At 37.5% G+C, this 23,105-nt stretch carries 19 protein-coding genes; 6 read left to right on the top strand and 13 right to left on the bottom strand.

Going from position 1 to position 23,105, the window contains the following annotated elements; genetic code table 11:
* Nucleotides 1-57 precede the first annotated feature (57 nt).
* Complete coding sequence (dapD, locus tag OZX61_RS07875) at nt 58-879, bottom strand: 2,3,4,5-tetrahydropyridine-2,6-dicarboxylate N-succinyltransferase (RefSeq protein ID WP_195771327.1); 822 nt, start codon at nt 877-879, stop codon at nt 58-60.
* 340 nt (nt 880-1,219) lie between these two features.
* On the opposite strand from dapD, the gene OZX61_RS07870 reads away from it, so the two are divergent.
* Nucleotides 1,220-1,855, top strand: a complete 636-nt coding sequence (locus OZX61_RS07870; RefSeq protein ID WP_277094462.1) for a hypothetical protein — start codon at nt 1,220-1,222, stop codon at nt 1,853-1,855.
* 43 nt (nt 1,856-1,898) lie between these two features.
* On the opposite strand, the gene OZX61_RS07865 is transcribed toward OZX61_RS07870, so the two are convergent.
* The 11 genes from OZX61_RS07865 to putA all read right to left on the bottom strand — a co-directional run bounded on the left by OZX61_RS07865 (nt 1,899) and on the right by putA (nt 16,094).
* Entirely contained in the window at nt 1,899-2,594 is a 696-nt protein-coding gene (locus tag OZX61_RS07865) for a methionine ABC transporter permease (RefSeq protein ID WP_277094461.1), read from the bottom strand.
* Entirely contained in the window at nt 2,591-3,619 is a 1,029-nt protein-coding gene (locus tag OZX61_RS07860; RefSeq protein WP_195771324.1) for a methionine ABC transporter ATP-binding protein, read from the bottom strand. The genes OZX61_RS07865 and OZX61_RS07860 overlap by 4 nt, the downstream gene beginning before the upstream one ends.
* A gap of 71 nt (nt 3,620-3,690) precedes the next feature.
* The gene (locus OZX61_RS07855) at nt 3,691-4,569 is read right to left on the bottom strand and encodes a MetQ/NlpA family ABC transporter substrate-binding protein (RefSeq protein WP_277094460.1); all 879 of its coding nucleotides are present in this window, start codon (nt 4,567-4,569) and stop codon (nt 3,691-3,693) included.
* Nucleotides 4,570-5,002: 433 nt separating this feature from the next.
* Nucleotides 5,003-6,292, bottom strand: coding sequence for a phosphoribosylamine--glycine ligase (purD, locus tag OZX61_RS07850; RefSeq protein WP_277094459.1), 1,290 nt, complete (start codon nt 6,290-6,292; stop codon nt 5,003-5,005).
* A gap of 81 nt (nt 6,293-6,373) precedes the next feature.
* The gene (gene purH / locus OZX61_RS07845) at nt 6,374-7,951 is read right to left on the bottom strand and encodes a bifunctional phosphoribosylaminoimidazolecarboxamide formyltransferase/IMP cyclohydrolase (protein ID WP_277094458.1); all 1,578 of its coding nucleotides are present in this window, start codon (nt 7,949-7,951) and stop codon (nt 6,374-6,376) included.
* Nucleotides 7,952-8,024: 73 nt separating this feature from the next.
* Complete coding sequence (gene fis, locus OZX61_RS07840) at nt 8,025-8,294, bottom strand: DNA-binding transcriptional regulator Fis (RefSeq protein ID WP_005014868.1); 270 nt, start codon at nt 8,292-8,294, stop codon at nt 8,025-8,027.
* Nucleotides 8,295-8,759: 465 nt separating this feature from the next.
* Entirely contained in the window at nt 8,760-9,569 is an 810-nt protein-coding gene (locus OZX61_RS07835; RefSeq protein WP_277094457.1) for an MJ0042-type zinc finger domain-containing protein, read from the bottom strand.
* Between the two features lie 8 nt (nt 9,570-9,577).
* Nucleotides 9,578-10,480, bottom strand: a complete 903-nt coding sequence (gene prmA / locus OZX61_RS07830; RefSeq protein WP_195771319.1) for a 50S ribosomal protein L11 methyltransferase — start codon at nt 10,478-10,480, stop codon at nt 9,578-9,580.
* A 118-nt stretch (nt 10,481-10,598) separates the two neighbouring features.
* Nucleotides 10,599-10,826 carry a hypothetical protein gene (locus tag OZX61_RS07825; RefSeq protein ID WP_195771318.1) on the bottom strand — a complete coding sequence of 76 codons (228 nt, stop codon included), beginning with the start codon at nt 10,824-10,826 and terminating at the stop codon, nt 10,599-10,601.
* Between the two features lie 318 nt (nt 10,827-11,144).
* Nucleotides 11,145-12,230 (bottom strand): tRNA (uridine(54)-C5)-methyltransferase TrmA, encoded by a 1,086-nt coding sequence (gene trmA, locus OZX61_RS07820; RefSeq protein WP_195771317.1) that lies wholly within the window; start codon nt 12,228-12,230, stop codon nt 11,145-11,147.
* Between the two features lie 111 nt (nt 12,231-12,341).
* The gene (gene putA, locus OZX61_RS07815; RefSeq protein ID WP_277094456.1) at nt 12,342-16,094 is read right to left on the bottom strand and encodes a trifunctional transcriptional regulator/proline dehydrogenase/L-glutamate gamma-semialdehyde dehydrogenase; all 3,753 of its coding nucleotides are present in this window, start codon (nt 16,092-16,094) and stop codon (nt 12,342-12,344) included.
* Between the two features lie 114 nt (nt 16,095-16,208).
* Here putA and OZX61_RS07810 point away from each other — a divergent pair, with 114 nt between their 5' ends.
* Complete coding sequence (locus tag OZX61_RS07810; RefSeq protein ID WP_195771315.1) at nt 16,209-16,709, top strand: Lrp/AsnC ligand binding domain-containing protein; 501 nt, start codon at nt 16,209-16,211, stop codon at nt 16,707-16,709.
* Between the two features lie 290 nt (nt 16,710-16,999).
* Nucleotides 17,000-18,445: an aspartate ammonia-lyase gene (gene aspA, locus OZX61_RS07805; RefSeq protein ID WP_195771314.1), complete on the top strand. Its 1,446-nt coding sequence runs from the start codon at nt 17,000-17,002 to the stop codon at nt 18,443-18,445.
* 65 nt (nt 18,446-18,510) lie between these two features.
* On the opposite strand, the gene OZX61_RS07800 is transcribed toward aspA, so the two are convergent.
* Nucleotides 18,511-19,035 carry an internalin gene (locus OZX61_RS07800; protein ID WP_277094455.1) on the bottom strand — a complete coding sequence of 175 codons (525 nt, stop codon included), beginning with the start codon at nt 19,033-19,035 and terminating at the stop codon, nt 18,511-18,513.
* 225 nt (nt 19,036-19,260) lie between these two features.
* Between OZX61_RS07800 and OZX61_RS07795 the strand changes: the two genes are divergently transcribed.
* Genes OZX61_RS07795 through eno form a run of 3 tightly spaced genes read left to right on the top strand, consistent with a single transcriptional unit; the run spans nt 19,261 to nt 23,105 of the window.
* Complete coding sequence (locus OZX61_RS07795) at nt 19,261-20,898, top strand: CTP synthase (protein WP_195771312.1); 1,638 nt, start codon at nt 19,261-19,263, stop codon at nt 20,896-20,898.
* Nucleotides 20,899-20,917: 19 nt separating this feature from the next.
* Nucleotides 20,918-21,775 carry a 3-deoxy-8-phosphooctulonate synthase gene (gene kdsA, locus OZX61_RS07790; RefSeq protein ID WP_195771311.1) on the top strand — a complete coding sequence of 286 codons (858 nt, stop codon included), beginning with the start codon at nt 20,918-20,920 and terminating at the stop codon, nt 21,773-21,775.
* A gap of 40 nt (nt 21,776-21,815) precedes the next feature.
* Complete coding sequence (gene eno, locus OZX61_RS07785; RefSeq protein WP_195771310.1) at nt 21,816-23,105, top strand: phosphopyruvate hydratase; 1,290 nt, start codon at nt 21,816-21,818, stop codon at nt 23,103-23,105.

Below are 23,105 nucleotides of genomic sequence, written 5' to 3'. Positions count from 1 at the left end.
TTAAAAAAGAAAAATCTCCACAACCTATTGGTTGTAGAGACTCAATAGATACGAAAATTAGTCGGCGCGAAGTAAATCATTTAAGCTAGTTTTTGCACGAGTTTGTGCATCTACTTTTTTCACAATGATTGCTGCATATAGGCTATATTTGCCATCTTTAGATGGAAGACTGCCCGGAACAACCACAGAACCTGCTGGTACACGGCCGTAATGAATTTCGCCAGTTTCACGATCATAGATACGTGTTGACTGACCAATATATACGCCCATAGAAATAACAGAACCTTCTTCAACAATAACACCTTCAACAATTTCTGAACGTGCACCGATGAAGCAGTTATCTTCAATGATGGTTGGGTTTGCTTGTAATGGCTCTAATACACCACCAATACCAACACCACCTGATAAGTGTACATTTTTACCGATTTGAGCACATGAGCCAACAGTTGCCCATGTATCTACCATAGTGTTTTCGTCTACATATGCACCAATGTTTACGTAAGAAGGCATAAGTACAACATTTTTTGCTTGGAAGCTACCACGACGTGCAACAGCTGGTGGTACAACACGAACACCTGCTTCTTTAAATTGTGCTTCCGTCCAACCTGCAAATTTAGTGTCTACTTTATCAAAGAATGCAAGATCACCTGCTTCAACAGGTTTGTTGTCATTTAACTTAAATGATAGTAGAACAGCTTTCTTTAACCATTGATGAACAGTCCATTCCCCATTAATTTTTTCAGCAACGCGTAATGAACCATTGTCTAAACCTTTAAGTGCCTCATCAACAGCATGACGAACTTCTGCAGGGCAATCTGCAGCTGTAAAATTCGCACGATTCTCAAAAGCTTGTTCAATTATCGTTGAAAGTTCAGACATAATATTCTTCCAAATCTTGTTTAATTTAAAAACTATCTTAATTTTACACTAAAAACAGTCCGTGGGGGACTGTAAATTTTATCATACCTCATGAAAGAGGCTTTTTTGATTGTGCGTTTATATTTAGAAAAGTCAATTCATTAGTTAGAAAAAATTGAATATTTTCATAAAATAGGCGTTTAAACCTATCTACTACAAAATGTAAATATTTAAACTTAAACAACCAAGATTTTAAGCATATTGCACGATACAATAGAGTAAACCTCAAAAAGCTGATGTTTAGTACTTCTTAGAAAAAATTAAATAATAGTGATGATGAAAGTTGAATATTGAGTATAGTGTGAATAAATTCCTTTTTTGTATCGTTGTATGTAGTGCTCTAAATATGACCAACTCATTTGCCGATGAACAAGTTATTCAGGGCGGAGAGTCTACTGCTGCACAATATATTCCAAGTGCATTAAGTGCAGATGTTGGTCTAAATGGTCTAGGTATTGCAATAAATTGGGATTTAGGTAGCCATACAAATCTTATTTTAGGCTATGAACATGGTATCGGAGATTTAAATTGGCAGAACCATGTCAATATTTCAGAAAATAAATATCAGGTTCATCAACATCATTATGCTAACACTTATATAAATGCGATTTATTACCCATGGGGTAGAAGCGAAAAAACGATTATTCAGTCGACATATATTACAGGTGGTGCAGGGTATATTCGTAAAAGCTATTCTTTAAATATTGATAATCGGAATGTGCCAGTATCTTATCGCCACTCAATATCTCCTTACGTGGGTTTGGGTATAAGGCCACTACTTACGCCGCATTGGGGGGCTTTTGGTGAAATAGGAGCATATTATTTGGGGCAACCCCATGTAGATACCGATCAGAGTTATATAGCGAATCAATTAAAAAATGAGCATCAATATCAGTGGTTACCTGTTGCAAAGATCGGAATCATTTATAAATTTTAATATTAAAAAAGCACCTAGAAAGGTGCTTTTTTATTTAAGATGTTTATCGCAATCTAGACAGCCAGTCTCCAACCATCTGTACGATTTGAACTAAAATCAGTAGAGCAATAATTGTTGCAATCATGATAAAGGTATCAAATCTTTGATAGCCATACGAATAGGCAAGATCTCCAATTCCACCGCCACCAACTACACCAGCCATTGCGGTTGCACCAATTAAACTAATATTGGCACTGGTTAAGTTAAGAATGAGTGAACTACGTGCTTCAGGCAAAATAAACTTGAAAATGATTTGCGCTGGAGAAGCTCCCATTGCTTGTGCAGACTCAATAATTCCTTCATTCACTTCAAGTAATGAGATTTCGATTAGTCTTCCCATATATGGGCCAATATATGCAACTAAGGGTACAATTGCAGCAGCAGTACCGATCGTTTTACCAGTAATAAACTTTGTAATTGGAATGATTGCAATCATTAAAATGACAAAAGGTAAGGAGCGTAGTCCATTGACGATAGGATTCAAAATTTGATAAATAAAGCGATTAGGCAATATTCCTGTTGGTCGTGTAACCAAGAGGGTAATTGCTTGTAGAAAGCCCCAAATTGCACCAAAAAAGAATGCAATAATGACCATATAAATGGTTTGCTGGAGCGCAGATACAAAGTCATCTACAGAGACAATACTATTCCAAAAAGGGTGTGTAATTTGCGCTAACCATGCAACAAAAGCATCTCTCATTTTTGCTCTCCTGCTTGTGACGCAACAGAAACACCATATTTTTCTAAATGATGAATTGCCCCTTCAACTGCTGAAGGTTCTCCAAGAATTTGAACAAACATTTGACCAATTACTGTACCATCAATTTCAGTCATAGAAGCAAATAAAATATTTAAACTAACATCAAATGCTTTAATCATGGATTGAATTACAGGTTCCTGTGCAGATTTTCCTAAAAACTGTAGACGATATATGCTGTGGTGATGCTGGTTTTCTAGCTGTTTTAGAATGTTGGTCGGTAAATGTTGCTGTAATACGGTTTGTATAAATGTTTGTGTGGTTGGATGTTTAGGCTGGCTAAATAGCTCAACTGTAGAACCTTGTTCGATAACATGACCTGCCTCCATCACTGCAATATGGTCACAGACTTTCTCAATAACATCCATTTCATGGGTGACCATAACAATAGTAATGTTTTGTTCTTTATTAATTTTTTTTAGTAGATCTAGAACAGATTGAGTCGTTTGTGGGTCTAAAGCAGATGTTGCTTCATCGCAAAGTAAGATTTTAGGATGATTAGCAAGTGCACGCGCAATGCCTACACGTTGTTTTTGGCCACCTGAAAGTTCATCGGGGTAAGCATTTTTTTTGTGTTCGAGATCGATAAACTGCAATAGTTCGTTTAAACGCTTTTCACGTTCTGTTTTGCTATAGCCAAGTAAACGCATAGGCATTTCAATATTTTCTGCAACGGTTTTTGTTTGCAGTAAATTAAAATGTTGGAAAATCATACCAATATTAGCGCGTTCTTGACGCAATGATTTTGCATCTAAAGCGGTAAAATCTTTTTGGTTAATAATGATCTGACCTTCGCTTGGACGTTCAAGTAAATTAATTAAGCGGATTAATGTACTTTTTCCTGCACCACTATAACCAATGATCCCGAATATACTCCCTTCAGGAATTTCGAGATTAATTTGTTTAAGCGCATGAACAGTTTGTCCTTTCAGCTTATAGTGCTTTGAGATGTTTTTAAATTGAATCATTTGGTTAAAAACTATGCTAAAAATAAAAACAGGTAAAGTAGAAATACCTTACCTGTTTTAGTGGAATATGATTACTGCTGATTTTCAGTTAAATAGCTAATTGGTTTACTAACGTCAATTTTAGTACCACCAAAGCGTTCAGCAATGAATTTTTTCACTTCTTCACTATGATAGATCGGTGCAAGTTTTTGCAGGGTCGGATCATCTTTTTTCGCTTCAGAAGTTACAAGTAAATTAATATTTAATTTTGTAGATTGGTTAACAGGTTCGTAAAATAAAGCATCTTTAAGTACGTTTAGTCCACCTTCCATTGCCAATGTATTGCCTAGAGCAATAGCATCTACATCGCCCATTACGCGTACAGCAGTTGCCATTGGAATTGGCTTAAGCTGTAAGTTTTTTGGGTTAGCTGTAATATCTTTCAGGTCGCCATGGATTGGATCGAATCCTTCTTTAAGCTGAATAAGACCTGCAGCTTTTAATAAAGAGAGTGAACGTGCTTCATTTGAGGTATCGTTTGGAATAGCAATAGTTGCGTTATTCGGAATTTGATCTATTTTCTTGTATTTGCTTGAGTAGATTCCCATTGGTTCAATGTAAGTTGTCGCAATAGGAACAAGCTTTTCTTTACTTTGCGTATTATAAGCAACAAGGTAGTTGTAAGACTGAAATGCATTTACGTCAATTTCACCTGCAGCCGTTGCTTTATTCATTGCAACGTAGTCAGGCATATTTTTTACGTCAAGCTTGATACCAGCGTCTTTTGTTGCAGGAAGTGTTGCTATATAACGCCATACATCTGTATCTGAACCATCTGAACCTAGAACAATTGTTTTTAATTCTTTGCCATCTGCTGTTTTATTTTCAGCTTGGTCTGATGGAGTTTTACTGCAACCTGCAGCAAGAGTAAGACCTGCACCTAATAATACAACACCCAATAATTTTTTCATGAGGGGTAATAATCCTGATAAAAATGTTTGTAAGTACAAAAATAATGACTGAGTAAAGCAAGCTATTTCTTTAATATTTTGTTCATGTCTGTATCTCAATAGTTTGAGTATATTAGACAATGAATATCTAGCATCCTAGATGAATATCAATAAATAACAAGTATAGTGCGAAATCAGTATAAAGTTGCCGTTATCATACCAAGAAATCTTCATGCAATATAGAGATGATTGTACTTTGCGTTGTACAAGTTAAGCAAATCTATTCCTTTTGAGGAGCATTTCTGTGTGTTAAAAATTTCTTAATAAGGCGGAGTATAAAGTGTTTGTTATATAAGTCAAAACAATAAAATTCACAATACTTATGAATTTTTTTCATTTAGATAGGCAGTTTGCGAGAATAGCTTTCTTGTGAAAGCTATTCTTTTATTACAAATTACTGAATATTATTTTCACGTGCGATTGCACGATATCCGATATCGGTACGATATTGCATACCATCGAATGTGACCTGACCACATACTTCAAGTGCATTAACTTGTGCTTCTAAAACAGTATCACCTAATGCAGTCACACAAAGAACACGGCCACCTGCGGTTACTACATGACCATCTGCTGTGGTTGATGTACCTGCATGGAATATTTTTGTTCCTTCTGGAGATTGGCCTAAACCTGAGATAACATCACCTTTACGTGCTGTTTCGGGATAACCTTCCGAAGCAAGAACAATACCAATTGATTTACGCTCATCCCACTGAGCTTCACTTGGTAAGTTTCCTTCAACACCTGCAAGAATAAGGTCTACAAGAGAAGACTGTAAACGCATCATAATTGGTTGTGTTTCAGGGTCACCAAAACGACAGTTAAATTCGATGACACGTGGTTGCCCTTGTTCATCAATCATGAGTCCTGCGTATAAGAAGCCTGTGTATGTATGACCATCTTTTGCCATACCTTCAATAGTTGGACGCATAATCTCATTCATTACACGCTCAAAAATTTCAGGTGTAACGACTGGAGCAGGGGAGTAAGCACCCATACCACCTGTGTTTGGTCCTTGATCACCCTCAAAAATACGTTTGTGATCTTGTGATGTTGCCATTGGTAAGATATTTTTACCATCGACCATACAAATGAAACTTGCTTCTTCGCCCGCTAAGAATTGTTCAATAACAACACGGCTACCTGCGTCGCCAAATTTGTTACTAGAAAGCATATCATCAATTGCTGCAAAAGCTTCGTCATTGTTCATTGCGACAATCACACCTTTACCTGCTGCAAGCCCATCTGCTTTAATTACAATAGGCGCACCATGTTTTTCTACATATGCTTTTGCAGGAGCAATTTCTGTAAATACTTCATAAAATGCAGTTGGGATGTTGTATTTTTTTAGAAAATCTTTTGCAAATGCTTTTGATCCTTCCAATTGAGCTGCGTACTGAGTAGGCCCCCAAATTTTTAAGCCAGCATCTTGTACAGCATTGACAACACCGTTAACAAGTGGTGCTTCAGGACCAACCACAACGAGATCAACATTATTTGCTTTTGCAAAATCAATAATTGCGTTGTTGTTTAAAATATCTAGTTGTATATTTTTGCATTTTGACTCTGTTGCAGTACCCGCATTGCCAGGTGCTACAAATACTTGACTGACTTGGCTATCTTGAGCAATTTTCCATGCAAGTGCATGCTCACGTCCGCCACTACCTAAAACTAAAATATTCATAGATGAATCTCCATAAATGAAACATCCTCAATGTATGAATATGAGGATGTTTCTCTTAAGTATGAGTGTTAATTGTTGTTATTAATGACGGAAGTGGCGCATACCAGTAAATACCATTGCAATACCAGCTTCGTCTGCAGCTGCAATAACTTCTTCATCACGCATAGAACCACCCGGTTGAATGATGCATTTAATACCTGCTTTAGCAGCATTATCAATACCATCACGGAATGGGAAGAAAGCATCTGATGCCATAACAGCACCTTCAACCACAAGACCTGCATGCTCTGCTTTAATTGCTGCAATACGTGCCGAGTTCACGCGACTCATTTGACCTGCACCTACGCCAATCGTTTGACGATTTTTTGCATAAACAATTGCGTTTGATTTCACGTATTTTGCAACTTTCCATGCAAAGATCAGATCTTCAATTTCTTGTTCTGACGGTGCACGCTTTGTAACAACTTTCAGCTCATCTGCTGTAATCATGCCTAAATCTTGATCTTGAACAAGCAAGCCACCGTTTACACGCTTATAGTCTAACTGTTGCACGCGCGCATCGATTGCAGGAAGTTCGCCACATGTAAGTACGCGGACATTTTTCTTCGCACCTGTAACATCTAATACGCCATCTGCAATACTTGGTGCAATAATCACTTCAACGAATTGACGTGAAACAATTGCTTTTGCAGTGTCTACATCTAACTCACGGTTAAATGCAATAATACCGCCAAATGCTGACTCTGGATCAGTTGCATAAGCAAGATCGTATGCTGCTTGAATACCATCTAATGAAACAGCCACACCACAAGGGTTTGCGTGCTTAACAATAACACATGCTGGTTTAACAAAAGATTTCACGCACTCTAGTGCAGCATCTGTATCTGCGATGTTGTTGTACGAAAGCGCTTTACCTTGCAATTGTTTAGATGTAGATACTGAAGCTTCAGTTGCTGTTGACTCTACATAAAATGCTGCTGCTTGATGTGGGTTTTCGCCATAGCGTAAATCTTGTGCTTTATTAAGTTGTGTATTAAAGGTACGAGGGAACATATCTGCTGTTTCACCCTCATTTTTACCAACACGTGCACCAAGATATGACGCAATCATACCGTCATATTGAGCTGTATGTTCAAATGCTTTTACAGCTAAGTCAAAGCGAGTTGCTTGTGATAAAGCACCTGATGTTTTGAGTTCGTTTGCGACATCAGTGTAGTCTGAAGCATTTACAATAATACCTACAGAAGCATGGTTTTTCGCTGCTGCACGTACCATAGTTGGGCCACCAATATCGATGTTTTCTATAGCATCTTCAAGCGAGCAATTTGGCTTAGCCACAGTTGCTGCAAATGGGTAAAGATTCACAACGACAAGATCGATAGCAGCAATATTGTGTGCTTGCATAACATCTTCATCGATACCACGGCGTGCTAAAATTCCACCATGAATTTTAGGATGTAGTGTTTTTACACGGCCATCCATCATTTCAGGGAAACCTGTATGTTCAGAAACCTCAACAACAGCGATGTTGTTTTCTTTTAATAGTTTATACGTTCCACCCGTAGATAAAATTTCAATCCCTAAATTGGAAAGATTTTGTGCAAATTCAACAATACCGGTTTTGTCGGAAACGGAAATTAAAGCGCGTTTGATTGTCATGATATATTTAGTCTTTGAAGTTAGAAAACAAAAGGCAAAAAAAATGCCCACGAAGACGTGAGCATTTTATCATTTATTCACTCATTAAACCGTGAGCTTTTAACTTTTTACGTAAAGTACCACGGTTTAGTCCTAAAATTTCCGCTGCACGTGTTTGGTTGCCACGGGTGTATTCGAGAACTACAGACAAAAGAGGTTTCTCCATTTCTGCTAGCACCATGTCATACACCTGAGATGGTTGCTCACCTTGCAAAGATGCAAAATAGTGACGAACCGCGCGGTCCACATGGATGCGAAGCGCTACATCAGATTGTGCAGTAAAAATAGGAGATTTGCTATTCATGCGTTTTAATCCGAAATTAATCTAAACCACTTCGGGTGGGAGAGTGGTTATATTTAAAGGGGTAAAGTATAAGAATCACACAAGGTGATGTACTTATAAAATTCAATACAGCTTGGCATATTCTACTCGTTTTGGTTGAAAAATAAGCGTAACAAATATTTAGAATTTGTTACAGCAAGAATTTTCAGAAACAAAAAAAATACTCAATGCGCAATAAAAAATGCACATTTAGAAATTTCTTTAGTTATGGGAATTATACGAGATATATGTTTGGTCAAGCATTAGTGGCGCGTATAATAACACTCTCGACAGAAAAGTGAGTAAATATGAGGCAATTTTTTTTATTTTTTTAATCGTTTTTTTGAATTAAATTTCATTTTTTATTGTTTTTGTTTTTGTATAAAAATAAAAGATATTATTTGATTGATATTATATAGCGAGATATGTTTAAGAATGATGAAAAAATTATTTAGATAAAGTAATAGCATCAGATTTCATCGACTGCTTAATTTCTAAAGAATGAACATTGTTGTAAGAAAAGGGAACATCAAGTCTAAAATCTACTCTTTGTTTTTTCAGCAATACATTTTTATGTCTAAAATAGTAGGGTAAATACATTTCTGGAGAGAATTGGAAAGGTTTAATTCTTGTCTTTGTTAAATGCACGTTCAGCTCAATTTGTGGTAACTGTTGTACATCTGGGCTCAGATTTTGAATGAATCCTGTAACTGTTGTGACATAAGGCGAGCTTTCTTCAACCTTTAAGACTTGAATTTGAACCATATCTTGCGTGGTTGATGAACATGATTTTTTTGCGCAGTTATTTGCTGTGATAGATTTCCAAAATGGAAATTGATGTAAAACCTTTGTATTGTGTGTGAGAATATTAAAAAGAAGAATGAGAATAAGTACACTACCGAGTGCAATCAGCAATAAAGATGCCCATTTAGGTCGTCTTTTATGTGGTGTACGCGATGTTGTCGCCCGAATATTTACTTCACTGTGACGTGTATGATTGAGATGAGTGAGTAAGTTAATGCTAGAAGATGCATTACGTGTATGAAATACTTCTAAAGCAGAATATTTCGCAATGTTTAAAAAGTTTGACTGTGAAAGTTCTTCTTCATTGAGATGCCCACGCATCATATGATGGTAGGCATTAAATGTGGAACGGCAATGACTACAACACACTTTTCCTTGTGCAACAGACAAATGCATCATAGAAACAAGATACTTTGTTTGACATGTTGGGCAAGTGGTCTTTATATGTTCCATGAGAAAACTTAATTGTGATGACGATATCCTGAAATTCTGCACCAACATTCTTCACGTTTTTCTATTTCTGTAATATTAAAAAACGCTTGATATGTTTCGCTCACTTCTTCCACTTGTTCTTCAATTACACCAGCTAAAGCAAACTCGCCACCTTGTTTAATAAGGCGGCTAAATTCTGGTGCAAGTGCAATTAATGGTGCAGCAAGTATATTGGCAATAAGTACATCCGCTTCTTGCTGAACTGTTTGGTTAAATGCATCTGGTAAGTCTACAAATAGTTTATCGACCACGCCATTGAGTTCTGCATTTTGTTTTGTTGCCAATACCGCTTGTGGATCTATATCTGTTGCATAAACTTGTTTTGCACCAAGAAGCAAAGCTGCGACACCTAAAATACCTGAACCACAGCCATAATCAATAACGACTTTGTCTTTTAAATCGGTTTTACCTAGCCATTGTAGACATAAGAATGTACTGGCATGGTTTCCTGTACCAAATGCTAATCCTGGGTCTAGCTTTAAATTAACTGCATTTTTTTCTGGTGGTTCTAACCATTCAGGAACAATCCAGAAGTTTTCAGCAATTTGGATAGGTTCATAGTAATCCATCCAAGCACGTTCCCAAACTTGGTCTTCTAGCTCATCGTGTGAAATCTGAGTATTTGCTGGAAGTTGTAATTGAGCAAATGCAACTAATGAGTTGACGTCAATAGGTGCTTCATCATTTTGTTGATAGATGCCTGTAACGATTACTTTATTCCATAAAGGCGTTTCACCTGGTAAAGGTTCAAGCAAAGCTTGGTCTTCTGCATCATCTAGTGTGACACTGACAGCACCTAAAGAAAGTAGGAGTGTTTCTGTTGATTCAACATCTGCTTGATCAACAGTAATATGGATTTGTAGCCACTTCACGCAAATAACCTAATTGTTTGGGAGTTAATTCAATCTATTGTAACGAAAATTGGGATATATAGGGAGTGGTGAAAAGTAGATTTTAATAAGCGATCTATTTTAGACCGCTTATCTTTGTTTAATGGATAGTATGCTGCTTAAATTGATCTAACTCTTTACGACTAAAGCCTCTAGACATAAGAACACGTTTAATACCCCTTACCACATATTCATCATGTGCAGCTTTTAAGGCTTGAATCAACTGTTCATTACTTTTACATGAGCAGTCATTTTCAATACAGGCCATATTGTTTTTCTGACTGTTTTGCTCATGTTTCGAATTAAATAATTTTTGCCAAATACTCATAAGAGCGTTCATTGCAACCTAACATTTCTTGAAATATAAATAAAAAAAATAAAAATACAAGAAGTCTGTTTTCTTATACAAATGTACATTATTTCTATTTAAAATGGGTCCAAAAGTTTAACTATCGTAAAAACAAGTAATTAATGATTTAAAATGATGTCTTTTTATTCATATTTTGAAACAATTTAATAAAATCAAAAAATTATCGTAATTTTCAATTAAAAGTAATTTAGATAAATAGATTTGATAATGATCAGAAAAGTTGATATATCAAGAAGAAAGAGAGAGTAGCTATTTTTATACTCTCTCCAGTTGGCATTACTTTTTAGTCAATAGTAAGCCGCTTTCTACATGATGTGTGTGCGGAAATTGATCAAATAATGCAAAGCGTTGAATATGATGTGTTTGGCAGAGTATGTCTAAATTTTCTACCAATGTGTCTGGGTTACATGAAATATAGATAATGTGTTTGAAGTTTTGTAATAGCTTTAATGTGTCGAGATCTATACCTGCACGTGGTGGATCGACGAAAACTGTACCAAAGTCATAACTAGAAATATCGATGCTTGCTTCTTGGAGGCGTCTAAATTCGCGTTCACCGTGGAAAGCTTGCGTAAACTCTTCCGCAGCAAGTCGTGCAATTTGAATATTATGAATAGCATTTTTATTAATATTCCATTCGGCAGCATGTACAGAAGATTTTGCAAGTTCTGTTGCCAAAACACGGTTAAATTTTGTAGATAATGGCAATGTAAAGTTTCCGTTACCACAGTAAAGTTCAAGTAGGTCACCTTGACATGTGTCTGCAACATCCGATGCCCATTGCAACATCTTTTGGCAAACAATTGCATTTGGCTGAGTAAAGCCATTTTCGATTTGTTTATAGAAGTATGTTCGATGGTCTACATCTAATTTTTCAACCACAAAATCGTCACTTAAAACGAGTTTCTGACCACGACTGCGACCAATAATTTTAATATTCAGCTGTTTTGAAAGGGCTTGTGCAAGGTTTTGCCAGTCTTCATCAAGTTTACGATGGTAAATAAGGCTGACGAGCATTTCACCACTTAAGCTTGCTAAAAAGTCGATTTCAAAGAGTCTATGGTGTAAATTTTTCTGCCCCTTGAGTGCGTCTAGGAGCTTCGGCATAAGGTCATTAATTGCATGACAGGCGATAGGGAAATGATCGACACGAACGGCTTTTTTATTCTTTCCTGTTTCATCGCGTTCAAACATTGCATAGAACATATCGTCATCTGTATGCCAGATACGAAATTCTGCACGCATTCTAAAGTAGTCACTAGGGGAGTCAAAAACTTCTAATTTTGGCGGATTAAATGCTTCAAACTGGGCTGTAATACGCTCAATTTTGGCTTGCAGTTGTTGCTGATATGCAGATGTCATAAATGGATGATTACATGCTAGAAAAAAAGAGAGGCAATCTTAACAAACAACGTGAACTACGCCTAGTCATCTATCGTTTGAAAACATTGCCTCCAAGGAGTAAAACTTAAGTTAAGCAGACTCCTCCATGGTCATTAAACTCGCATTACCACCTGCAGCTGTCGTATTAATACTGACTGCATGTTCTATGACGAGCCGCTCTACAGGAATATCACGACTCTCCGATGCTAGATGATGAATCGAAACAATCGCACCTTGATGTGAGGCAATCGCTTGTTGTGTTTGCATCAATTGCTCTTCATCGCCGTGATGTAGAACGGCATCGAAAGCTTCTTCATGGAGTGATGAAATGACTGCAATACGTGAAACAATTTCTTTTGGCATTTGGGTCTGATATTTTTCAAAAAAAGGAGTTCCTTTTTTCATTACAGGCTGTGCATTTACAGCAAAGATGCTAAGTAGTTGATCTACAAATTCTTGATCTGTGTTTGCTAAGCTCAAAACTCTTTCACGTGGTTGCATAGTGTAATGGTTACTTTCACCTGTAGGCCCTTGAAGCTCATATGTACGGCCAACCATAAATGGCTGATGCTGTTGAATGTCTAATGTAGGGAATGTTTTTTCTACCCATGCTTTAAACGTATGGAAATGACTAAAATACTCTTTTGGTGTTTCGGTCATTTCACGTTTTACTGCAAAAGGTGTTTGAACATTTTTAAATGCATGACCTTGTGTTAGGCGATATGCATAGAGTGGGCCACCTGCTTTGGGGCCAGTGCCTGAGAGTCCTTCGCCACCAAATGGTTGCACACCAACAACAGCACCTACAATGTTGCGATTAACGTATAAGTTCCCCACTTCTGAAAGGTCAATCACTTTTTGGATGGTTTCATCAATACGTGTATGAACACCCATGGTAAGCCCATAACCTTTATCGTTAATACGGCCAATAAGTTGTTCAAGCTCATTTTGTTTGTAAGTAATGACGTGTAAAACAGGTCCAAAAACTTCACGCTCTAAATCATCTAAGTTTGGCAATTCAATCATTGTCGGTGGTATGAATGTGCCTTGTTCAATTGCTTGTTTTTGCAATGGTTCATCTAAAGTAAGTTGATGGATTGCATAACCTTTAGATTTCATTTTTGCAATATGGCGTTCAATGTTTTCTTGCGCTTCAACGTCAATTACAGGGCCAATATCTGTTTTTAGATAATGTGGGTTACCTAGGCGAAGTTGTTTCATTGCACCTTTAAGCATCGTCATGACACTCTCTGCACAATCTTCTTGTACACAGAGAATACGTAAAGCTGAACAGCGTTGTCCTGCGCTGTCAAATGCAGAGCTAACGACATCAAGCACGACTTGCTCTGTAAGTGCAGATGAGTCGACAATCATGGCATTCTGTCCACCAGTTTCTGCAATAAGCGTGACTGGATTACCTTCAGGAGTAAGACGCTTAGCCACTGTTTTTTGAAGAATTTTTGCAACTTCTGTCGAGCCTGTAAACATAATTCCTTGAACGCGTGAATCTCCGCTGAGTTTTGCCCCTACAGTTTCACCTTGTCCTGGTAAAAATTGCAAAGCAGCTTCAGGAATACCAGCTTCGTGTAAAATTTTAACAGCTTCGTATGCAACAAGTGGCGTTTGTTCAGCAGGTTTTGCAATGACACAGTTTCCTGTAACCAGTGCAGCAGCAATTTGACCTGTAAAAATAGCCAATGGGAAATTCCATGGACTAATACATAAAATCGTACCTAATGGTTTAATTGGTTGTGTCGCAGAGAATGTTTCTGCTTGTTTTGCGTAGTAGCGTAAGAAATCAATTGCTTCACGTACTTCTGCAATTGCATTCATGTAAGTTTTTCCACTTTCACGGCAAAGTAAAACCATCAGCTCAAGAAGTTGAGCTTGCATCGCATCTGCTGCGGTTTCTAAATGTTTTGCACGTGCTAACACAGACATATGTGCCCAAGTAGACTGCATAGTTTCAGCTTGAACTAAAGCATGTTCAACATCGTTTTCATCTGCTTCAATCACTGATCCAACAACATCGTTATGTTGAGCAGGATTAACGACAGGTTTTCCTTGCGTAACTTTTTCAATCTCTACATTTGCAATGAGCGGCTTGCTGAGCCATTGATGTTCGTATAAAGATTTTGCAACTTCATTCAGTTCAAATAGACAATGGTCGTTTGCTAAGTCTGTACCTGCCGAATTGAGTCTGTCCTGACCATATAAATCTTGTGGTAAAGGAATATTAGGATGTTTTGCACCAATGACTTTTTCTTGCATTGCTTGACGCTGAATATCATCAGTTGGGGATTGAATTAATTCATCAATTTGAATGGTCTTGTCTGCAATACGGTTGACAAACGACGTGTTTGCGCCATTTTCAAGTAAACGGCGTACTAAATAAGCCAATAACGTTTCGTGATTGCCTACAGGTGCATAGATACGGCACGGAATTCCGAGTTTATTGACAACACGTTTGTATAGAGGTTCGCCCATACCATGTAGGCATTGAAACTCATATTGTCCTGCGACATATTTTTCGGGTTCAGCCAGTTCATAAATAGTCGCAAGCGTTTGTGCGTTGTGTGTTGCAAACTGAGGGTAAATATAGTCAGGTTCAGCCAATAATTTTTTTGCACAGGCAATATATGAAAGGTCTGTATGCACTTTGCGTGTAAACACAGGGTAGTCAGATAAACCTTCGACTTGTGCTTTTTTAATTTCGCTATCCCAGTATGCACCTTTCACTAAACGAATCATTAAGCGTTTTTCACTGCGTTTTGCAAGATCAACAATGTAATCTACAAGTGGGAAACAGCGTTTTTGGTAAGCTTGAATTACAAAGCCAACTCCATTCCAGCCTGCAAGTTCAGGTTCGAAGCAAAGACGTTCTAAAAGCTCTAGTGAAAGTTCTAATCGCTCACTTTCTTCGGCATCAATATTTAAGCCAATATCGTATTGTTTTGCGAGTTTTGCAAGTTCAACAATGCGTGGGTACAGTTCATCGTGTACACGATCGTACTGTGCACGGTAATAACGTGGGTGAATTGCAGAAAGTTTAATCGAGATGCCAGCACTTTTGTAAACGCCTTTATTTTGAGAAGCTTTACCGATTGCATGAATAGCATTGACATAATCTGCCATATAACGCTTCGCATCATGATCTGTAAGTGCGGCTTCACCAAGCATATCGTAAGAATAAAGAAAGCCTTCTTTTTCAAGTATTTTTGATTTTTCTAGTGCTTCGCCAATGGTTTCACCAGTAACAAACTGTTCACCCATCATACGCATTGCAACGTCTACAGCTTTACGGATAATGCCTTGTCCACTTCGTGCAAGAAGAGAAGTGAGCATACCTGATAAACTTTTTTGCGCAGGAGGTGCCATTAGTTTTCCTGTAAGCATTAGACCCCATGCAGCTGCATTTACAAAAACAAGGCTACTTTGTCCTACATGAGACTTCCAGTTTCCTTGATTAATTTTGTCACGAATGAGCTGATCACGTGTTGCTGTATCGGGAATACGTAATAATGCTTCTGCAAGACACATAAGTGCGATGCCTTCTTGTGAAGAAAGCGAAAATTCTTGTAGTAGTCCTTGAACAATACCTGCTTTTCCAGATGCTTTATTATTTTCACGGAGGTGTTGTGAAAGTTGGAAAGCCAAATCATAGATTTTCTTATCGAGTTCGGACGAAACTTGCGTGAAATTTAATAATGTTTCAACGGCTTCAGTCTCTGTACGACGCCAATTTGAATTAATGGCATTTTCAAGCAATGTTTTGCCATGAAGAGGGGTAATATCTTCGAAAGTAGCAGGGCGAAAAAATACATTGTGGCGTTGTGTACTCATATCATCACGTCCTAAAAATATGTGACAAATTGGCGTTGCTTAATAAGCCGAATCATTGCAAAATCGTGACAGAATAACTCACTATTTTTTGGGCTCTTTTTAGAGAATTATGCTATGCCTGAAGTTAACTTCCAACCAGATCGAATCGATTTGAAAATATTAGACTTACTACAAAAAGATGGTCGTATTTCTAATACTAAACTTGCTGAATTGGTAAATTTATCAGCAACAGCAGTTTTAGCACGCGTACAAAGACTGGTTTCTGAAAAGTATATTTTGGGCTACCACGCACATCTTAATCCAGAAAAATTAAACGCAGGATTTTTGATTTTCGTTGAGGTTTTGCTAGATAAAACAACATCTTATGTTTTGGATGATTTTGTTGAAGCGGTGAAAAGCTTTCCTGAAATTCTTGAGTGTCATATGACCAGTGGTGGCTTTGATTTTGTATTAAAAGTACGCAGTAAAAATATGGAAGATTTTCGCCGTATTTCGGGTCAAGTGCTTTGGAAATTACCCGGGGTGAAGGAAACAAGAAGTTATCCTGTCATGCAAATGGTGAAGGAAACTCACCAACTTAAACTGAATACAAAAGCTGAAAAATTACGACCATAGTCTATAAAAAAGCTTCATTTTTAATTTAAATTTGATGAACTTGCCAAGCTAAAAATGACTAAAAAAGAGGTTTTAACCTCTTTTTTTATATTTCAGTGAAAAAAAACATCAAAAAGGTAGTTTTTTTAACTACCTTAAAATGGAGTTCTTTAAAATAAATACCCATAGACCAATGAAAATATGGAATTTATTGCATAAAGTGAAGAAAATCACTTTATTGTTTATGGGCTTCATATATCATGATAACTATTTCGAGTTGTTATGACTGTACAATACCAAAAGGGTAATTTATGAATACGTCGCCATTGATTCGTATCGAAAAGGATTTATTGGGAACAAAAGAAGTACCAGCAGATCGTTATTATGGTATCCACACGTTAAGAGCGTTAGAAAACTTTAATATTTCAACTTTAACCATTGGTCAGCAAACACATTTTATTCGTGCCCTTGCGCAAGTTAAAAAAGCATCTGCAAGAGCAAACTTAGCCGTTGGAAGACTGAGCGAACAGCAAAGCGAACTTATTCAAAAAGCCTGCGACTTGTTAATTGATCATCCTGAAAATTGGGAAGCATCTTTTCCATTAGATGTATACCAAGGTGGGGCTGGTACATCAATTAATATGAATACCAATGAAGTCATTGCAAATATTGCTTTAGAAATGATGGGGCATCGTAAAGGTAAGTACGATGTACTTCATCCCAATGATCATGTAAATAAATCACAGTCGACCAATGATGTATATCCAACAGCATTACGTCTGGCAACTTACAGCGTGTTAGATGAGCTCTTTGAAAAGCTACAACATTTAATTGCATCTCTTAGCCAAAAGGCACTTGAGTTTAAAACAGTAATTAAAATGGGGCGTACTCAATTACAAGATGCTGTACCGATGACATTGGGTCAAGAGTTCCATGCCTTTGCAACATTACTCAAAGAAGATATGAGCTTAATTAAACAAACTCGTGAGCTTCTTTTAGAAATCAATTTGGGTGCAACAGCTATTGGAACAGGTGTAAATACAGTACCTGGTTATGCAAAACTGGTTACTAAGCATTTAGAGCAAGTCACAGGTTTAAATGTTAAACCATCTGCAGACTATGTCGAGGCAACCAGTGACTGTGGTGTCTTTATTATTGTTTCGAGTACGTTAAAACGTTTAGCTGTAAAACTTTCAAAAATTAGTAATGATTTACGTCTATTAAGTTCTGGTCCACGTGCGGGTCTAAATGAAATTAATTTACCTCAGATGCAAGCAGGCTCTTCAATTATGCCTGCAAAAGTGAATCCTGTTATTCCTGAGGTGGTCAATCAAATTGCATTTAAAGTGATTGGTAATGATTTAACAATTACTTTTGGTGCTGAAGCAGGGCAAATGCAGTTAAATGCAATGGAGCCTGTAATTGCTTATTCAACACACGAATCTATTCAAATTTTGACACAAGCAATTCGTACATTAGATGAGAAATGTATTCAAGGCATTACTGCCAATGAAGAAGTATGTCGTGATGAAGTAATGCGTAGTGTAGGGATCGTAACTTTACTTGATCCTTTATTGGGTCATTCATTGTGTGATGAGATTGGTAAACAATGTATCGCGGAAAATAAAACAATTCCTGAAGTTGTTTTAGAGCGTGGTTTGCTTTCAAAAGATGAGCTTGATGAAATTTTTAAATTTGAAAACTTAGTTTCAGAAATTTCAATTATTCCAGATGAAGAAGTGGTACAAGTAAGCTAAGCTCAAGAACGAGAAAACAAAAAAAGCCAAGTTATTAACTTGGCTTTTTTATTTATCTTATAGGTTTAGTTTAGTGCTGGTTTAGCAGCAGACATTGCAGCAGCGACGGCATCATCTTCTGACAAGTTGCCACTTTGTGGTTTTGCTGTTTGATGATGTTTTGGTTTCACTACTTCAGGCGCAGAAGCAGTTGATACTTTTTCTACGTGAACTTCAGGAGAAGTTGCAGGTGTTGTATCTTTATCTGACTTTTTAGGCGTCTCAGATTTATATTCTCTGCGAATTTCAGTGGTTGTATTTGCAGTCTGTTCGCGTTCAACTTCAACCATTTTAGGTGGTTGTTCTGCATTTATCTTACTATGATGCTCTGGTGGAACATCATGTGCATGTTTATGCTCAGGCTCTGCCATAGGTGCAGATGCATTGTCCCCATCTTTATTAATTGATTGTAATTGTTCCGAAGCGACATTTTGTTGTGTTGTTTGCTCTGGAGATTGTTTATCGTTATTTTCGGGTGCTTCTTTTTTAGAACAGGCGGTTAAAACTAAACCTACCATGATAGCACCACAAATAAGAAGCTTTCTGTTCATGTTTATACGTTTCTAATTTACATTACGAACTTACTATTATAACAAGAAAAACGAGATTGCAAATATTCAGTTTGCGCATTCAAATTAAAATAAATCGGTGATAATATGCGCAACTGTGAATTGTTATGTGAATAGATGCTGAATGACTTTGCTTTATAGGGGCAGAGTAAAGTAAAATTGCCCAGCATTGCATGCCTGTTTAGGCTTGATTGTACGAGAACTCGAATGACCCATTTTATTTTCGTTACCGGTGGTGTTGTATCATCATTAGGTAAAGGTATTTCAGCCGCTTCGGTTGCTGCACTTTTAGAAGCCCGTGGCCTGAGTGTCACTATGGTGAAGATGGATCCATATATTAATGTCGATCCAGGCACAATGAGTCCATTTCAACATGGTGAAGTTTTTGTAACCGAAGATGGTGCAGAAACAGATTTAGACTTGGGCTATTACGAGCGATTCTTACGCCGTGCAAAAATGACCAAACTCAACAACTTTACCAGTGGCCGTGTATACCAAGATGTTTTGAATAAAGAACGTCGTGGTGACTACTTAGGTGGTACTGTTCAGGTCATTCCTCATATTACCGACAACATTAAAGAACGTGTACTTCGCGCTGGCGAAGGCTATGACGTTGCGATTGTTGAAATTGGTGGTACGGTTGGTGATATCGAGTCGCTGCCGTTTATGGAGTCCGTTCGCCAACTTATGGTAGAACTTGGCCATAAACGTAGTATGTTAATGCATTTAACATTGCTTCCATATATTAGCTCTGCTGCTGAGTTGAAGACAAAACCAACACAGCATTCTGTAAAAGAGCTTTTATCTATTGGTATCCAACCAGATATCTTAATCTGTCGTACAGAGCATGATGTTGATGCGGATACAACCCGTAAAATCGCATTGTTTACCAATGTTGAGGCACGTGCCGTTGTCGTATGTAAAGATGCGAAAACGATTTATCAAATTCCACGTAATTTCTACGAGCAAAATGTTGACGATTTAATTTGTGAACGTTTTGGTTATAACGACTTACCAAAAGCTGACCTGTCTGATTGGGATCAAGTGTGTGAAGCGCTTTTCAACCCAGAGTATACCGTTCGTGTTGCAATGGTTGGTAAATATGTAGAGCTTCCTGACGCATATAAATCTGTTAATGAAGCATTACTACACGCAGGTATTCAAAACCGTGTGAAAGTGCAAATTGACTATGTAGATGCACAAGCATTAGAAAGCGAAGATATTGCAATCTTAGATACAGCTGATGCTATTTTGGTACCGGGTGGATTTGGTGAGCGTGGTACTGAAGGTAAAATGGCTGCAATTCGCTATGCGCGCGAAAAAGGCATTCCATTTTTAGGTATTTGTCTAGGTATGCAATTGGCAGTAATTGAATATGCACGCCACGTTGCACAAATGCCTGAGGCAAGTTCTACCGAATTTAATCGCGCTACAAAATATCCATTGATTGGTTTAATCACAGAATGGTTAGATGAACGTGGTGAATTACAGCAGCGTAACTTAGAGTCAGATCTAGGTGGTACTATGCGTTTAGGTGCACAAAAATCTGAACTGGTTGCAGGCACAAAAACACGTGAAATCTACGGTAAAGCTGAAATCACAGAGCGTCATCGCCATCGCTATGAAATGAATGATCGTTTCATCGAACCATTAGAAAAAGCAGGTATGCGTGTATCAGGTTATTCTTCTGTACAACATTTAGTAGAAACAGTTGAAATTCCTGCACATCCATGGTTTATTGCTGTACAGTTCCATCCGGAATTTACAAGTTCACCACGTGATGGACACCCATTATTTGCAAGTTTTATTGATGCTGCAAAAAAGCAAAATCAAAAAGGCAAATAAGGTTACTTAGGAAGTTTAAATGTCACAATTAAAACCTCAGGAAATTGTACGTTTAGGCGATATACAAATGGCAAATCACTTGCCATTTGTACTATTCGGCGGAATGAATGTACTTGAATCTAAAGATTTAGCATTTGAAATTGCAGAATCTTATATCGAAATTTGTAAACGTTTAGAAATTCCATACGTTTTTAAAGCAAGTTTTGATAAAGCAAACCGTTCTAGCTTGCACTCATTTCGTGGACCAGGTCTAGAAAAAGGTATCGAATGGTTGGGCGAACTTAAAAAGCAACTCAATATTCCTATTATTACAGATGTACATGAGCCATATCAGGCAGCACCAATTGCTGAAGTCGCAGATATAGTTCAACTTCCTGCATTTTTAAGTCGTCAAACAGATCTTGTTGAAGCGATTGCAAAAACAGGCGCGATCATTAATATTAAAAAAGCACAGTTCTTAGCACCAAGAGAAATGGATCATATCTTGCAAAAATGTTTAGAAGCAGGTAATGATAAGCTCATCTTATGCGAACGTGGTTCTGCTTTTGGCTATAACAATCTTGTGGTCGATATGCTTGGCTTAGACATCATGAAGGAAATGAATGTTCCTGTATTTTTTGATGTAACTCATGCGCTTCAGACACCAGGTGGGCGTGCAGATTCTGCAGGTGGTCGTCGTGCTCAAATTAGTACTTTAGCACGCGCAGGTATGGCAACTGGTCTTGCTGGTTTATTTTTAGAAGCACATCCAAATCCAGATAAAGCGCGTTGTGATGGTCCATGTGCATTAAGACTTTCTCAGTTAGAGCCATTTTTAGAACAGACTAAAGAATTAGATACGTTGGTAAAAGGGTTTGATAAATTAGATACGCACTAATGCACTGAATGCATTAGCATTATAATACATAGGAGTTTTTATGAGCCAAATCGTTGATATTCGCGCACGTGAAATTTTAGACTCACGCGGTAATCCGACTATAGAAGCAGACGTTATTTTAGAATCTGGTGTTGTTGGTCGTTCTTGCGCACCTTCTGGTGCATCAACAGGCTCACGTGAAGCCTTAGAATTACGTGATGGTGATAAATCACGTTATTTAGGTAAAGGCGTTCGTCAAGCAGTCGAAAATGTAAATACTGAAATCAAAAAAGCACTTGTTGGTCATGATGTATTTGATCAAAAAGGTCTGGATGATGTCATGATTGCATTAGATGGAACAGAAAATAAATCTAAGCTTGGTGCGAATGCAACTTTGGCGGTTTCTCTTGCAGCAGCACGTGCCGCAGCAGAAGAACAAAAAACTCCATTGTTCCAATATATTGCAAATCTACGTGGACAAAAAACTTTATCTATGCCTGTGCCTATGATGAACATCATCAATGGTGGTGCGCATGCAGATAATACCGTAGATATTCAAGAGTTCATGATTGAACCAGTTGGATTTACTTCTTTTGCAGAAAGTTTACGTGCAGGTGCTGAAACTTTTCACGCTTTAAAATCTGTTCTAAAGAAAAAAGGCTTGAATACTGCAGTGGGTGATGAGGGTGGCTTTGCGCCAAACCTTCGCTCTAATGAAGAAGCAATTACAGTGATCTTAGAAGCAATTGAACAAACTGGTTATAAATCAGGTTCAGATATTATGCTTGCACTAGATTGCGCAGCTTCTGAGTTTTATTCAAATGGCCAGTATATCCTTGCAGGTGAAGGGAATAAAGCGTTCACAAGCAACCAATTCTCTGATTATTTAGCTGGGCTTGTAAAACAATATCCAATTATTTCAATTGAAGATGGCTTAGATGAATCTGACTGGGAAGGTTGGTCGTATTTAACATCAATTCTAGGTGATAAAATTCAATTGGTTGGTGATGATCTATTCGTAACGAATCCAAAAATTTTACAGCGTGGTATTGATGAGAAAATAGGCAACTCAATCCTGATTAAATATAATCAGATTGGTACGTTAAGTGAAACGCTTGATGCTATTTACCTTGCTAAACAAAATGGTTATACAACTGTTATTTCGCACCGTTCGGGTGAAACTGAAGACTCTACAATTGCTGATCTTGCTGTAGGTACAGCAGCAGGACAAATTAAGACAGGTTCTTTATCACGTTCGGATCGTGTTGCAAAGTATAATCAGTTACTACGCATCGAAGAATTAACCAAAGCGGTATACCGTGGCCGTGCAGAGTTTAAAGGTCTAAACTAA

Origin of the sequence: Acinetobacter sp. ESL0695, assembly GCF_029392135.1 — a bacterium.
In the GTDB taxonomy this organism is placed as follows: domain Bacteria; phylum Pseudomonadota; class Gammaproteobacteria; order Pseudomonadales; family Moraxellaceae; genus Acinetobacter; species Acinetobacter pollinis.
Note: the sequence above shows the minus strand (reverse complement) of the source record. Positions and strands in the feature narration are given on the sequence as shown.

Bases quoted from the DNA above. Each gene is read 5' to 3' on its own strand.
- OZX61_RS07800 (WP_277094455.1), bottom strand. From the start codon at position 19,035: ATGAACAGAAAGCTTCTTATTTGTGGTGCTATCATGGTAGGTTTAGTT.
- dapD (WP_195771327.1), bottom strand. From the start codon at position 879: ATGTCTGAACTTTCAACGATAATTGAACAAGCTTTTGAGAATCGTGCG.
- aspA (WP_195771314.1), top strand. From the start codon at position 17,000: ATGAATACGTCGCCATTGATTCGTATCGAAAAGGATTTATTGGGAACA.
- OZX61_RS07865 (WP_277094461.1), bottom strand. From the start codon at position 2,594: ATGAGAGATGCTTTTGTTGCATGGTTAGCGCAAATTACACACCCTTTT.
- OZX61_RS07825 (WP_195771318.1), bottom strand. From the start codon at position 10,826: ATGAGTATTTGGCAAAAATTATTTAATTCGAAACATGAGCAAAACAGT.
- OZX61_RS07835 (WP_277094457.1), bottom strand. From the start codon at position 9,569: ATGGAACATATAAAGACCACTTGCCCAACATGTCAAACAAAGTATCTT.
- eno (WP_195771310.1), top strand. From the start codon at position 21,816: ATGAGCCAAATCGTTGATATTCGCGCACGTGAAATTTTAGACTCACGC.
- kdsA (WP_195771311.1), top strand. From the start codon at position 20,918: ATGTCACAATTAAAACCTCAGGAAATTGTACGTTTAGGCGATATACAA.
- purH (WP_277094458.1), bottom strand. From the start codon at position 7,951: ATGACAATCAAACGCGCTTTAATTTCCGTTTCCGACAAAACCGGTATT.
- OZX61_RS07860 (WP_195771324.1), bottom strand. From the start codon at position 3,619: ATGATTCAATTTAAAAACATCTCAAAGCACTATAAGCTGAAAGGACAA.
- trmA (WP_195771317.1), bottom strand. From the start codon at position 12,230: ATGACATCTGCATATCAGCAACAACTGCAAGCCAAAATTGAGCGTATT.
- fis (WP_005014868.1), bottom strand. From the start codon at position 8,294: ATGAATAGCAAATCTCCTATTTTTACTGCACAATCTGATGTAGCGCTT.
- putA (WP_277094456.1), bottom strand. From the start codon at position 16,094: ATGAGTACACAACGCCACAATGTATTTTTTCGCCCTGCTACTTTCGAA.
- OZX61_RS07810 (WP_195771315.1), top strand. From the start codon at position 16,209: ATGCCTGAAGTTAACTTCCAACCAGATCGAATCGATTTGAAAATATTA.
- OZX61_RS07855 (WP_277094460.1), bottom strand. From the start codon at position 4,569: ATGAAAAAATTATTGGGTGTTGTATTATTAGGTGCAGGTCTTACTCTT.
- OZX61_RS07795 (WP_195771312.1), top strand. From the start codon at position 19,261: ATGACCCATTTTATTTTCGTTACCGGTGGTGTTGTATCATCATTAGGT.
- purD (WP_277094459.1), bottom strand. From the start codon at position 6,292: ATGAATATTTTAGTTTTAGGTAGTGGCGGACGTGAGCATGCACTTGCA.